Source organism: Bacillus sp. FSL R9-9497 (genome assembly GCF_038005805.1).
Taxonomy (GTDB): Bacteria; Bacillota; Bacilli; order Bacillales; family Bacillaceae_G; genus Bacillus_A; species Bacillus_A cereus.
Genome location: NZ_JBBOTY010000002.1, coordinates 187,580 through 202,313 on the forward strand (window position 1 = coordinate 187,580; position 14,734 = coordinate 202,313).

Below are 14,734 nucleotides of genomic sequence, written 5' to 3' on the forward strand. Positions count from 1 at the left end.
TATAAACATTAAAACAATAGAATTTCATATGCCCCCCACTGATAGTTGTGGGGGGCATTTTATATTAAATGAATGGCATTAAAAACACCTTCTAACTAAGCCCTCCTAATTAATTCCCTATTTCAGATAATATAACCGATATCTATCCCAAATAATACATTCATATTTTTTCAGCTCTTAGCTCACTGAAAATACTAAACATTATCTTCGAAATTCATCACATATTCTAATAATGTTTGATATTGTTGATCAAGGGCATACTCCTCTGTTCCAACTGGTGATTTAAAAAAGAGTGAAAGATGTTTCATTATTCCTACTTCCCCCTCTCTAAGTGCATGATCCATAAAACGGGACAGATCAATTACTAGAGGAGCGGCTAAGATCGAATCAATACCTAACCAATTAATTTTCATTGTCATCCGTTCGCCTAACCAACCTTCAAAATCAATGGTATCCCATGCCTCTTTCCTATCTCCTCGAACAGGAAAGTAATCAATTCTTACTTTATGATCAAAATTACTGTACCCCAATATTTTTTCTAGCCCAATGGATTTTGAATCAATTTTTGTTGAGGAATGCGTTGGGTGTTCCAAAATTGCACCATCTTGATTCCCTAAGATATTCGTACTATACCACCCGACAATATTCAATCCACGCTGTTTGAACATTTTTCCTAAAACATGTTTATATAAAGTCTGACCTGTTCTTGCATCTTTTCCTGCCGTCGGAACAGCCTGTAATTCTGCTAATTCCTGTAGTGCTGGTATCTCAGTCATCACACTTGGCGTAAAATTTACATAGGCACATTTTGATTTCATTGCCGCATAAGCATAAAGCATGCCCGGTCGAATATCTGGTGAATTTTCCTTTAACCCATTCTCAAATGCTTTTAATGACTGATATAACGAATGATTTTTTGTCTTTTCTTCTGTTGAAGCAGTATTTATTACAACAATTCTCTCAAGATTATATTTTTTTCTAAATTCTTCAATGTCTGCCTGAATTTGATTCACTGCGCTCATTAAGTTCTCAGGCTCTCCTGTCAGACTATAGACCCCTTTAACAAAATTATTTACATTAGCCAGTGGTGCTTGCCAAATAGGAACATCATTGAGTTGCATTTCAATTTTCTTCAAAATAGATTCCTGAATGATACCATATTTTTGTACTACTTCTATCAATGAATCCTTTTGTATATCCCATCCACCAAAGGCAATCTGATTGAGCGGAGTTAACTGTAGCGTCTCAAATTCCTTCTCTGAAGAGATAACTCCCCTTAGTGGAGCAAGATTTTGATTGACTGCAAAAAGCCCAGAAATCGTTGTTGTTGCAACTGCACCTAGCACTCCAACAAATAACACACCCACCTGATATGTCATTTTTTCACCTCTTCTCATTTCCCACAAGTTTTAGCAACAAGTCATGGACTTCAGTCGCTTCTAAGATATCTGGAAGTTCAAAATCTCTCCCTGTTACTACAAGTGATACATAATCTCCTTTATCCTTTGCTGGTACACCGTGTGATCCTTTGATTCGCTCCGGTTCTAGTGGTATTTGGAATGTTTTTGGATTTACAAACAGCTCAACTGGATCATAACCAGGCTTCCTATGAATATCTACATTGTATGCAAATTCTGGTGCCTTTTCATCGTTTAACCACCAATAATACACAAACCAACTTTCTGGTTCCGCAATTGCAATTAACTGCCCTGAAAGTTCATGATTAATATTATGAGCCCGCTTCTCCTCTTCTCCCCATACCTCGGCTATGCCTGGTATACTTTCGAGAATTGCTTTCACTACTCTAATATCACGTGAATCTTGAATATACACATGGGCCACTTGATGGTCTGCTAAAGCAAAAGCTTTTGACATCTCTAAATCGAGAAAATCCATATTTTCAATATGCTTGATAGCCACATATCCCTCTCTATTTAACGTTTGATTGATAAATATAGGTCTATTAACTGACTTAAAATTGTATTCTGATAAGATAACTAGACGTGTTTGTTCCTTCAAGTTACGCTCTTCCAATTGCTCAATAAAGTTTCCAACTAAACTGTCGATTTCTTTAATAGATTTCTTCGCAGCTTCACTTTCAGGGCCAAACCTTTGTGCGTTATAATCTATATTGGGTAAATATACAAGTGATAACCTTGGTTTATATTCTTCTAAAACATCTATTGCTGCATCTAGTATCCATTCACTGGATTTAACTGAAGAGAGTGGACCCCAAAAACTCTTTAAATCAAATTCCCCATATTTCCTCCTCAATTTTTCATATAAACCCCTCGGCTTTGAATCACACCACATAATTGTTTTTTTATCGAGATGAATTGGGGCAGGTGTAACTACATAGTCTGCTGTGCTCAACTTGCTGAACTGCCAAAACAGCACTGCTGTTTCAGCTGTCAAATCTTCTTCCTTCAACTTTTCCCATATTTTTTTACCTTGAATTGGTAGCATCGTTTGATTCCACATTGTTATTTCTTTAGTATCCCAGTTTGGAAGACCATTACAAATAATGCCATGTTCAGCTGGTGAGGTTCCAGTAATATACGTAGCTTGCATTGAACCAGTTACAGCCGGAAATACAGGTTTAATTTTTGCGTGCTGGCCATTCTCTAGCAACTTCCGAATATTTGGGGTTAATTCAGCGTCATTTAGATGCTCTTCCGTCAAACTAATAATATCTAATACAACCACGTTCTTTTTCTCCAAAGGTATCATCCTTTCATCTATGTAACGGGAAAAATACGGGACATGATATAACTTATAATTAGGAAAGAAGATACAGAAAAGAAAGCCGGCCACCCTCCAAATGAAGCAGCAATTGCTCCATCCAATAACGGAAGACCAATTATACATGTTCCTACTGCTTTTTTAATATTAGATGATATTGGATTTGCTAATGCTGGTAAAATCCCTGAAAAAGTCCATAATAAAAAAACGATTACCGTAATAACTGTTGTTCCCCATACACCATAGAAATGTAAAAGCAGAATAGCGATAGCACATGTTAAGACCGCTCCTGTCATAATTCTTACTCGTATAGGATAGAGGCCGGATCCAACCTCACCTTTAGACATTACAGTAACAGTGAATATATATATAAATCCTAATCCCGCTAACCACCAAAATTCTACTAATTTATCTGGTACAATACTCAATCCTAGTAACAAGTTAACTCCTCTACAAAGCCCCATCGTTAATGGTCCTAAAACGTCATAATGCTTTGAATAACGATTATAAATAAATACCAACATAATGAGAATACAAGCAATTAAAAAGCTGATACCTGAAACAAAACATACAGATATGATACTTACAGTAAGAAGCACAAAACTAAAACATAAAGCAGAACGAATTGATATACGACTAGATGGTAAAGGTCTCTCAGGACGCTCTCTTTTATCTATTTCAAAATCAAAAAAATCATTTAAAATAATCCCTGATGCATATATGCATGCGCTCGCTAATATAAGAAGAATAATCTGACTGAAATAAATTTGATTGAAAACTATTCCTGCAATCCAGGTGCCTGCCAATATATCTGCCATCGCTGTAAAGGTATTCGGAAACCTTACCAGTTCAAAATAAGTACGAATTCTTCTCATAGGCTGTTAAGGATACTTTGCACATAGTCATAAGATTCTTTGGCAGCCGATATTGCATGATTTTCATAAGGGTATAATTCAATGGTAATAAAACCGTCATAACCCGTTTTCTTTATAGATTGTAAAACTTTTAGAATAGGAATAGCACCATGACCAGGAATCAGATGCTCATGTACGCGATTCGCTGCAATATCCTCCAGATGATAATGTTGTGTATATGGTAGCAATTTATAAACCAATGCAGCTGGGTCTTCTCCAACACAAAAGAAATGTCCTATATCAAAATTTAATGCAATTGCCTGCGAAGGAACAGCCTTCTTAAATTCTATAAATTGCTCTGATGTTTCAATTAATAAATCAGGCTCAGGTTCAACAAGGATTTTTACGCCAGACTTTTCGGCATGATCAGCCAATTCTTCCATTGCAGAAATAAAAACTTTATTTGCCCATTCCCTCCCTACATTGATGAGGGGTCCCCCTGGTTCGGTAGATAGTGTCTTTGCACCAAGTTTTTGAGCCAAGTCAATACAGTTATGAGTATGTTCTATACGTTGTCTTCTTTCTGTTTCATCTACCTCTACAAAAGACGGGTGCCAATTATCTTTTATTCCATACAGCATGAATGCATTCAAATTTGATATAGTCATGTTCCTTTGCTTCAACTTGTCTTTTATCATGAGTATTTTTTCATTCGTTACCTCAGGTGGAAAAGCATGCGGGATATCTAGTAAGATTTCTATACCTTCATATCCAATTTCGGATAATAAATCTATTGTTTTCAATAGGTCATATCTTTTAAATCCATTACTGCTATATGCGAGTCTCATATTCTTTCCACTCCTTATGAATCTAGTTTCAATTTTCCAGATTGCTCATAAAAACGAACTGGATTATTCCAAACTAGTTCTTGAATGATATTTTCCGCATGCCCTTTCTTTCGCATTTCAAGCGCAGTTTTTACAACATTAAGAGGATTAGATGGTCCCCAATCTGCTGCAGTGTTAACCATAATCTTATTTATGCTGTAATGTTCGATTATTTCAATTGCTTCATCAGTTGAAACTTTCGTCGGATAGATTGTCATTCCGCTCCAGCCTCCATATTCAACGGAAAGATCAATAGTATCTGAATTATTATGATCTATTAATACCCTATTAGGTTCAAGCCCTTCTTCCCTTAGGATTTCTATTGTTCTTCTTGTTCCCTCCCGCTTATTTTGATGGGGAGTATGCACCATAACTAACATATCGAGGTCCTTAGCTAATTTCAGTTGTCTCCGCATCACATCTTCTTCCTCAGGAGTAATCCTATCAAATCCGATCTCCCCAATTGCAAGACACCGCTCATGTTGCAAATACTCGGACAATCCATCAATTACTTGATAGGCAATATCAATGTTATTTGCTTCTTTTGGATTCATAGCTAAACAACAATAATGGGTGATTCCATATTGCTTAGCACGCTCAGGTTCAAAGGTAAGCAAATGTTGGAAGTAATCAAAATAGGTTTCAGGATAACGGCGTTGGCTTCCAAGCCAAAATGCGGGTTCTACAACAGCGCGTACACCGGCCAGACTCATATTTTCATAATCATCGGTTGTACGAGAATAACAATGGATATGCGGATCAAAATATTTCATAAATTTTCTCCCCTCATAAAAGGCTATTCTTAAAATAAGGTGTTAGGAATTCTATAGATTCCTTTGCTGCCAATACTGGATTATTGCAATAGGTATATAATTCTACAGTAATAAATCCTTTATATTTAATTTGCTTTACATAATGAAATAATTGATTAAAATCAATATTCCCATGACCAGGTATAAGATGATAGTGTTTGTGATCTGCTATATCCTCTAGGTGGATGTTCCATATCCTAGACTTTAAACTTGATAATAAAGTGGGAATATCCTCTCTTATTACATCTGCATGCCCGAGATCAAGATTTGCGCCCAGCCTATTTGATCCCACTATTTGAATTAATTCATTCAATTCTTTGCCACTTTCTATTAAAAGACCAGGTTCATACTCAATCCCTACGTTGATTTCACGTCGTTCAGCATAGTCCATAATCTCTATTAGTGAATTTATAAGATGATTAATTGCTTGATCTGGTGGGTTCCCTGAAAGACACTTTCCACTTGTAATACTGATGTTTTTGGCATTTACTATTGCAGCTAAATCTATTAATTGTTTTGTATATTTAATTCTCTGATTCCTCACCTCTTCTCTTGCATTACATAATGAAGGCTCAAATGTAGGTTCTCCTGTAGAATATGGAAAAAATCCAGCTGCTGTATTTCCGTTTATATTTGAGACCTCGAGGCCATATTTTTCTATTTTTTGTCGTACATCAGTTACCCAAGCAGCAGTATGTACAGGTGGGAAAGCATGAGGAACATCCGCTAAAATTTCAACCCCTTTATACCCCAACTTTCCAATTTCTGAAATAGCTTCGGGTAATGTGTATGTTGTAAATGCATTTGTACTAAAAGCTAGCTTCATCTTGCTCCTCCTTTAAAACATCTAATATTACAACACTTATTCGTTCAATCGAATTTAGTCAACATTTATAAAAAACGATACAATCTATTCAAAAATATTCTACAAAGTTCAACGAATAGCCAGGAGTAAAAAAAACTTAATATAAATATTATTGCAATAACCTTTGCATCTATAATTGTATTAACAGTAGGGCCTAGTACTGGGAAACGGAATACATACAGTATCACTATGATTCCCGCCAGTAGACATATTGATGAAAAAGAGACAACCAAGATTCTCTTATTCAATTGAAAAAAAGCCACACCTATAGCAATACCTAATAAACCTGTTGTAAATGGAAAAATAATTAATTCACTCGGCTGAATGATAAATAAAAGGAGAATTGTAAGGATATAAGAAAGGATTCCTTGACGAATAGAAAGGGAGGTAACTAAAAAAATTGGCAATGTTGCTAGAAAACTAATTAAGTAACCTATACCTGGCATAAAGCCTCCTGCTGATTGAAGCATGGCGGCAACTGTACTCAGCAAGGCTGTCATGACCAAGTTGGCTGCAAAGGAGCTCTTTTTCAAGTGAATATGGTCCCCATCAATCTCTCTCATTGATTGATACCAGTAACGAACAAACCATTCGATTAAAATCACCACCCAAAAATATCCAAACAGTCACTTTCTATACTATTCATTCTCGCGTATTTTATGCGACATTGCCTTATAGTACAATTTCAAAAATAGTACCTTGGTTCAAATCAGTTACATTTGTAGATTCATAAACCCCTAAATATAATCTAGTTTGATTCAGATTTGTTCCCAAATTAACATAATAAGCTGATTGAGATCCAAAATTGTAATCGGTTTCAATAACACTAAAATCATTTAATTTACCATCTATACTTGGGCGAGTATAGGCTAACCCCCCTCTAACTGGGGAGTTAGATCCTTTCTTCTGAGCAAGATCGATAAACACAATACTTCCCGTTAAATTTGGGATTCCATTCCCCATATATGGTTGGACACCTGTAAGTGCAGTTCCATCAAACTTATCAGGCCTGGAGCCTTTATGAAAATAACTAATAAATGGTTGAAGCCGCTTCACTGACGTTTTAACTGTTTCATCATAATAAGCTATTATTTTTTCATCTAAAGTAGGAGTTGAAGAACAGTGTCTTATAAAAGAAGTAGGAAAATTCCCTTCCCATCCACGCCAACCAAGGTTAATCAATCCCTCTTGGTCAGAAATAGATCTCATCATTAAAGAAGCTTGAACAAGTTGAGGGACTGGTATTGGTCTATAATGAACAAATGAAAAAATTGATTCCACTAAATCCTGCCCAACATTTCCCACATATTTAATATACTGATTATAAAACCTTTGAAATGAAATACCTGTTATATTACGAATGCCTTTAGCAATTACCGTAAGGGTCTCTTGAATAGGTGAGGGAAGTTCATCAAAACGTGTGACTACAGGTGGATTATTAATAAGTGTGTGCTTAGCTACATCAATTTCAATTATTTTACCGGCTATCTCCATATCATCCTGACTTAAATTAAATGGATCATAGCCTGATCCACCATCTCCAGTTGTTAAAACAAGTGCTCCAGTTTCAGGTGAAAAACTTAGGCTATTAAACCCATTATGATTAAGAAATGGCCTTCTTATATTAAGTAATGTGCGTCTTTTTTGAGGTTGACCATTCGGTTGTAAAATCCATTCTTCTACGGTATCAATATGATCATATTGAGTTTCTCTATGTATCCATTTTAAGTTTAATGTTTTTGGTTCACATGGATTAGGCTTAAAGGGTTCAGAAAGAGCGCCTGGTCCTTGTGTTTCTGCTAATGAATAATGAAGATAAAATAAACCGTTATAATGAAATTGTGGATGAAACGCAAGCCCTAGCAATCCTCTTTCATCATATCCACTACCAGCTCCACCTTGTTCAGACTTCCCTAACTTTATGATTCGAGAACGAATATCTAAAAAAGTTCTTATTTCTCCGTCGCCTATGTAAAAGATTTCTCCTATTTGAGTTGCAATAAACAATCTTTCAATTGATTCACCTGGAAGTATAGTTGTTTTTAAAACGGTGGGTAGGTTTATCTTCCTTACAATGGGTTGTAAACGAACTTTTACGTTTATCAATTAACTTTACACCCCTTTCTATTATAAGAATATGATTTGGACTGCGCTATTAGTATCAAATAGGGTATGGAATTGAATATAAAAAAGCGTGTTATGATTACCTGCATCAAAACACGCTTTTCCCGGATATATCGCAAATTCATTAACTTTATACATTAAAATACAACTAACAATTTTCCTGTGAATTTTTTAGAATTCCTTTTAAAAAATTAAACTTATCTTTCTGGTCTATTCAAGACTATTTCTGATTACGTTGCATTTCCTGCTTCTCCATATAATTGCGCATCTTTTTCAAATATCTAGGGGCGTCCATTGAATCTTCTACAATCATTTCAATAATGCAGAGCTTTTTAGTATTTTCTATTTCAGCTTGGTTTATTGCCTGATTAAGCTCTCCGTAGGTACGGACTGTAGCGGTAAACGCATCGCCTCCAAAAACTTCCGCTAACTTAGTATAAGACCATTGAGGAATTTTGTTGTACTTTTGATTTTTTGTTTTTACATTCAAATATTTTTCAATCGTATAACCATCATTGTTTAAGACAAAGATTATAGGCTTGCACCCATAATAAAGCATGGTACTGATTTCTTGAGCTGTAAGCTGCAAGGCTCCATCTCCTGTAAACAGCAACACTCGTCGTTCAGGCATAGCCATACAAGCACCGAACGACGAAGGGGTTGCGTAACCGATGGACTGCCAACCACTTTGCCCAATATATATTACATCCCTCGGCAGTCTCATCTCTGCCATCCCGTTATAGAATGTCCCAGTCTCGACAATTACAATGTCTTCCTCTTTCAGCATATGCTGAAAACGTGGATAATAGTTGGCCGCTAATAGAGGGGCATCGGCGTTAGCATTTAATTGGTCGTAAGGGAATGACATTTTTTCTACCAAGCCTTGTCCTTTATAACCCATATTCTGTATTGCAAGTAACATGTCAGCTGCAAGAACATTCGGATACTCTGCCTCAGCAATTTTAACCATATCTGGTTGGATATTGACGGTTATCAGCTGGTTCAGTTTTGCAGTAAAACTCGCGGTATTTGTATCTGCTAATACCATACCAATTGCGATGATACAATCGGCATTTTCCACCGTATTTTGAACTTCAGAATCTCCAAAAGATCCTAAGTACATTCCCACATAATTTGGATGGGTCTCGTCAAACCCTCCCTTTCCATACATCATCGTTGCAACAGGGACATTCATGGTGTCTGCCAGTTGCTGAACTGACGCTTGAAGACCAAAACGCATGGTTTTTACATCCACCAGTATAACTGGTCGATGTGCACGATCTAGTAGCTTATGGACATGATTCACCGCAGCATGAAGGGTCTTCAAATTGGATGTTGGGCGGGGTTGTATTGACTCTACATGTTTTTTAATCGGCTTGGCCACTAAATCATCGGCCACAACCAAGTATACAGGCTTTTTCTTTTCTTTAGCAATTTGAATTGCTGCTGGAATTTCAACCTTAGCGTTTTCGGGTGTAATTACCGCTGTGTATGCAGTAATTTGCTCATACATGTTGCGAAAAACATCAAAATTCCCATCCATTAAAGTGTGATGCATCAGCTTATGTTCTTTTTGATTATTTTCGGGAGGCGCACCCACTATATGAATGATTGGTATATGCTCACTATTAGCTCCAGCTATAGCATTACAAGCGCTGAGTTCTCCAACTCCAAAAGTTGTAATAAGAGCGGACACCCCTTTAATTCTTGCATATCCATCTGCAGAATAGCCCGCGTTTAGCTCGTTCCGACCTTCTATAAAGCGGATACCTTTATAACACTCTAAAGTATCAAGAAGTGTAAAATTATAGTCCCCTGCAATACCAAAAATTTCGGTAATGCCCTCCAATTTTAAACAATCGAATAAATATTGACCAACCGTTTTTTGAGAAGGTTGCCTTTGTAAACCAAAGTTATCCTCATTTATCATGTTTTCCAATACTTGTTCACCCCTTACCTATTTCTTAAACTGTTTTGTTTTATAGTTTTCCTTTTGATAATACCCTTTAATTGAACCCATTATCCGTTGCATTAAGGCAAAGCAGTATATCAAACGCAATCAATTAATGTAAAAACATGTCGCTACTAAAGGTACATGTTTTATAATCCAACATAATTGTAGGTTTGAGATAAGATTTAAAAGTTAAAAAAGAATACTGTTTTGAAGAAATTTTAATGATTTTAAGTATGACAAAATCTATCGAATACCGTTAAATGACACTAAGCTATTTCGTTAAAGAACCATCTAGGTTCTTTTGTTGTTTTCTAATCTCAAAGTTTACCTCTCTAATAAGTGGAAATAATAGAACTATAAAACTTTGGATGGAGGATTTACAGTGACAAATAATGAGAATTACAGTGGAATATTACCCCATAATGCCGAATCTTATTGGACGAGCAGTATTCATTTACCAGAATACCCTTCCTTAGAAAATGACATGCAGGTCGATGTTATTATTGTAGGAGGAGGAATTACTGGCATTACTTCTGCCTATCTTCTAGTAAATGAAGGTCTAAAAGTCGCTGTTATAGAGGCAGACAAATTATTAAATGGAACGACTGGACACACGACAGCTAAAATTACTGCTCAACATGATATGATTTATGACGAGCTTATCAGATATACCGGTAGAACTACCGCAAGATTGTATTACGAAGCAAACATTGATGCTTTAAAATTCATTCAAACCACAATTAATAAACATCACATTGATTGCGATTTCACTCAACAAGATGCTTACCTGTATGCCACAACAGAAGAATATGCATTTAAGTTAGTAAAAGAAGCAGTAGCTTATAAAGAGCTTCGTATTGAAGGCGAACTTGTAAAAAAACTTCCTATTAACTTAAAAATACATAATGCACTTGTTATGAGAAATCAAGCGCAATTCCACCCCCTTAAATATTTAGCCCATCTTTCAAATATAATTACAGAAAAAGGTGGATACATCTTTGAAAATACCACAGCAGTAAATATAAAAACAGGAGAAAAACCTGTGGTTCTTACCCGTGAAGGAGCTCAAATTACAGGAAAGTATATTCTCTCTTGTTCCCATTTCCCTTTTTATGAAGGCGCAGGACTTTACTCTACGAGAATGCATGCAGATCGATCCTATATAATTGCTGCTAAGACAAGAACAAATTATCCAGGTGGTATGTATATTAGTGTAGATGAACCGACACGTTCTCTCCGTTCCACAACAATTAATGGAGAAGAATTCATTCTTATCTCTGGAGAAAGTCATAAAACGGGACAGGGCGGAGAAACACTAAAGCATTATGAAGCCTTGGAAATATTCGGTCAACAAGTTTTTGGACTTGAAAACATTTCATATCGTTGGTCAGCCCAAGATTTAATTACACTAGACAAAATTCCTTATATCGGTGAAATCACCTCTGATCAAAAAAACATATTAATTGCTACTGGATTTAGAAAATGGGGTATGACAAATGGGACTGCAGCTGCCCTTTTATTCCGAGATATCATATTAAAAGAAAAAAACAAATATCGGGAATTATATACTCCCTCCCGTTTCCATATGAATCCAAGTTTAAAGAACTTCTTAGTCGAAAATGCCAATGTTGTTGGTCACTTAATTAAAGGAAAGTTAGAGATTCCACAAAAATGTATCCGTGATTTATCTACCGATGAAGGAGCTGTCGTTGATATTGATGGACATAGAAAAGGAGCTTATAAAGATGCAGAAGGTAAACTTCATATTGTAGATACAACTTGTACCCATATTGGATGTGAAGTTGAATGGAACAATGGAGAACGTTCTTGGGATTGTCCGTGCCACGGTTCGCGATTCTCATATACAGGAGAAGTACTTGAAGGGCCTGCTGAAAAACCATTACAAAAATACGATTATAAAATGATAGATAACCTTACTTCAGAGGACTCTGGTTACTAACTAAATTTATGTAAGCAAAAACAGCTACATAGTATGTAGTTGTTTTTGCTTTTTCAACTTCTTATTATTCGTAATCTCAAACCGAAAAATACTCTGTCCTATTCCTATTCATTTAAGAAATATATTCTTTCCCAACATAAATTACCAATTTCTTGCCCTTAACTTTTAGCTGTAAAGGCCAATTATTCCGCACTTTGCCCCAAAAAGTAAATTCCTGCAAAAATTAATCCTACTCCACACCATACATATGTTGTCCATAAGGTCCTGCGTGGCTGCTCATTTAATCTTGGTTTTAACAGATTATTATTTTTCTTATTTTTAGCTAAAACTTCTTCTCTTCTTTTTTAGTGTTTTTCAATATATTTTTGTTATACAAGTACAGTATAAGACACGTTAATCACAAAAAAGTCTAAAATAAATCCATTTTTCTAATTTATGTATATTATTTAACTAGTTTTCTGATTAATCTTCTTTGCTACTTTTAGATCTTTTGTTTTAAATCCGCTATTTATAGCCCATCTATAAAATAGAAATGTAACAATTGAAATCAGTACCATATCCCATCCATAAGTTATAATATTTAACCCACCAAATCTTTCACTTCCAATGTACGATATACAAATCATAAATAATAAATACCCCACAATCCATAATCCAGCTAAAAAATTCTTCTTAAATCCAACCCATTTTGTTTTTAATTGATAATAAAAATATATAGGTAAGCCCATAAGTATAATAAACATTACTTCTCCTGTTAATGGCCACCTTGCCCAATATAATGTTAATGATGCAAAAATGAACCCTAAAGGTGCGAAAATGTTTAATCCCCTTATATAGAAAGGACGATGAAAACTAGGTGCAGTTTTTCTCAGAGTCATTACTGTTATAGGTCCAGTAACATATGAAATTAATGTAGCTACTGAAATAACTTCAGCTAAAACACCCCATCCTTTAAATAAAAATAAAAAAACAAAACAAATCATTAAATTAAACATCATGGCAAATCTAGGCACACCATATATAGGATGTAATTTCCCAAAAACTTTAGGGAAATATCCATTCTTCTCCATTCCGTATAGCATGCGTGATGTGGTTGCCATATAAGTAGTACCTGTACCAGAAGGAGATACAAAAGCATCTAAATATAATACAATAACTAACCAATTAATATTTAGTGCTATCGCTAAATCAGCAAATGGTGAATTGAAATTTAAATTCGACCATCCGTTAATTATCATATTGGGATTTACAGCACCGATAAAAGCAATTTGTAATAATACATATATTACAGTTGCAATTAAAATGGATCCTACAACTGCCCGAGGAATAGATTTCCCTGGGTTCTTTGCTTCACCAGCCATATTAATTGGGCTTTGAAAACCATTGAATGCAAAAATAACACCAGATGTGGCCATAGCAGTTAATACATTTGACCAATTAGATACATGAAAGTCCTGATGACTAGTAAAGTTTTCTCCATGAAATCCAACAAATAGCAATGCACCAATTGTAAGACCAGGTATTACAATTTTAAATATAGTAATTAACGAGTTTACTTTCGCAAATAGACTAACAGTCCAATAATTTAAAAGGAAATAGATTAAAATAAGTAAAGAAGCAGCTGCAAGACCTTTGGAAGTCAACATCCCATTGTCTACTAAATCCTTGGCCAAACTTGCCCACTCCCAAGGCCATGAACTCATATATTGTATTGACGCTATCGCTTCAACCGGGATAACTGAGACGATGGCTATCCAATTAGCCCATGCAGCAATAAATCCTACGAAATCTCCATGTGAGTATTGTGTATATTTTACCATTCCGCCAGCCTCTGGAATCATGGCTCCTAACTCGCTATATGGTAAGGCAATAAATAATATTACAATCATTCCTAAGACCCAAGAAAAGATAGCGGCCCCTCCTGATATTTTGGCGGCCTTCCATGCACCAAATAACCAGCCAGACCCTAAAATCGAACCAATCCCAGTCATTGTAAGTGCAAAGGTTCCAAGCTTACGTTTCATATTTTTCATTTTTCACACGCTCCTCGTTCACAAAATAAATAGAATCCTCTTATTTATTAACCTTTTACTCATATATACTCCCCCCTTTTTATTTAAAATAAGAATGTAAGTTTTATAGACCAATTCACTATAAAGTTTATCTCTAACCAACTCTTTATAATGTATGTATACCCTCTATAACTCTCTCTAAACCTAAAAACTTTTAACGATATTTGTTACGGAAAAACATCATAACCTAGTATGCCTCTATATTGAGGGTTCAACGAATCATGTTAGTGAAGCACTAATAATCACATTTGTTTGAGTGTACCTTTGCACTAAGAATATTTTAGTTTTAAAAGACGAAGTTCATCTTGTCTATGTTCTTAATTTGATAGGCATGAGATGCTCCCCCAAATGCATTCAAGATAGACACGAAAATGAAGGAAACTGTTATAGAAATTTCTCCATTTCTTTGGTAATGTATCGCTCCTTTCTTACAAAAAACTCAACTCTACTATTTCAAAAAGGTT

11 protein-coding genes are annotated in these 14,734 nt (G+C 35.4%); 1 reads left to right on the forward strand and 10 read right to left on the reverse strand.

What is annotated here, in order from left to right; all coding sequences use genetic code 11:
* Positions 1 to 194 precede the first annotated feature (194 nt).
* The 9 genes from MKY21_RS28440 to MKY21_RS28480 form a co-directional block, all read right to left on the reverse strand.
* The gene (locus MKY21_RS28440; RefSeq protein WP_142321135.1) at positions 195 to 1,379 is read right to left on the reverse strand and encodes an inositol-3-phosphate synthase; all 1,185 of its coding nucleotides are present in this window, start codon (positions 1,377 to 1,379) and stop codon (positions 195 to 197) included.
* Between the two features lie 4 nt (positions 1,380 to 1,383).
* Positions 1,384 to 2,730, reverse strand: a complete 1,347-nt coding sequence (locus tag MKY21_RS28445) for an alkaline phosphatase family protein (RefSeq protein ID WP_445662227.1) — start codon at positions 2,728 to 2,730, stop codon at positions 1,384 to 1,386.
* A gap of 8 nt (positions 2,731 to 2,738) precedes the next feature.
* On the reverse strand, positions 2,739 to 3,617 hold the full coding sequence (gene eboC, locus MKY21_RS28450; protein ID WP_341078134.1) for a UbiA-like protein EboC: 879 nt from the start codon (positions 3,615 to 3,617) through the stop codon (positions 2,739 to 2,741).
* Entirely contained in the window at positions 3,614 to 4,444 is an 831-nt protein-coding gene (locus MKY21_RS28455) for a sugar phosphate isomerase/epimerase family protein (protein ID WP_341078136.1), read from the reverse strand. Before MKY21_RS28455 ends, eboC begins: the two co-directional genes overlap by 4 nt.
* Before the next feature lie 14 nt (positions 4,445 to 4,458).
* Positions 4,459 to 5,256, reverse strand: a complete 798-nt coding sequence (locus MKY21_RS28460) for a TatD family hydrolase (RefSeq protein ID WP_268502639.1) — start codon at positions 5,254 to 5,256, stop codon at positions 4,459 to 4,461.
* A gap of 13 nt (positions 5,257 to 5,269) precedes the next feature.
* Positions 5,270 to 6,121, reverse strand: a complete 852-nt coding sequence (locus tag MKY21_RS28465) for a sugar phosphate isomerase/epimerase family protein (protein ID WP_341078140.1) — start codon at positions 6,119 to 6,121, stop codon at positions 5,270 to 5,272.
* A gap of 65 nt (positions 6,122 to 6,186) precedes the next feature.
* Entirely contained in the window at positions 6,187 to 6,723 is a 537-nt protein-coding gene (locus MKY21_RS28470; RefSeq protein ID WP_341078476.1) for a hypothetical protein, read from the reverse strand.
* A 109-nt stretch (positions 6,724 to 6,832) separates the two neighbouring features.
* Positions 6,833 to 8,266 (reverse strand): PQQ-dependent sugar dehydrogenase, encoded by a 1,434-nt coding sequence (locus MKY21_RS28475; protein ID WP_341078142.1) that lies wholly within the window; start codon positions 8,264 to 8,266, stop codon positions 6,833 to 6,835.
* A 238-nt stretch (positions 8,267 to 8,504) separates the two neighbouring features.
* Complete coding sequence (locus MKY21_RS28480) at positions 8,505 to 10,223, reverse strand: alpha-keto acid decarboxylase family protein (protein WP_341078145.1); 1,719 nt, start codon at positions 10,221 to 10,223, stop codon at positions 8,505 to 8,507.
* Positions 10,224 to 10,620: 397 nt separating this feature from the next.
* Between MKY21_RS28480 and MKY21_RS28485 the strand changes: the two genes are divergently transcribed.
* Positions 10,621 to 12,198, forward strand: a complete 1,578-nt coding sequence (locus MKY21_RS28485) for an FAD-dependent oxidoreductase (protein WP_341078148.1) — start codon at positions 10,621 to 10,623, stop codon at positions 12,196 to 12,198.
* Positions 12,199 to 12,644: 446 nt separating this feature from the next.
* Here MKY21_RS28485 and MKY21_RS28490 read toward each other — a convergent pair whose 3' ends face one another.
* Entirely contained in the window at positions 12,645 to 14,231 is a 1,587-nt protein-coding gene (locus MKY21_RS28490) for an APC family permease (RefSeq protein ID WP_341078150.1), read from the reverse strand.
* Between the last annotated feature and the right edge of the window lie 503 nt (positions 14,232 to 14,734).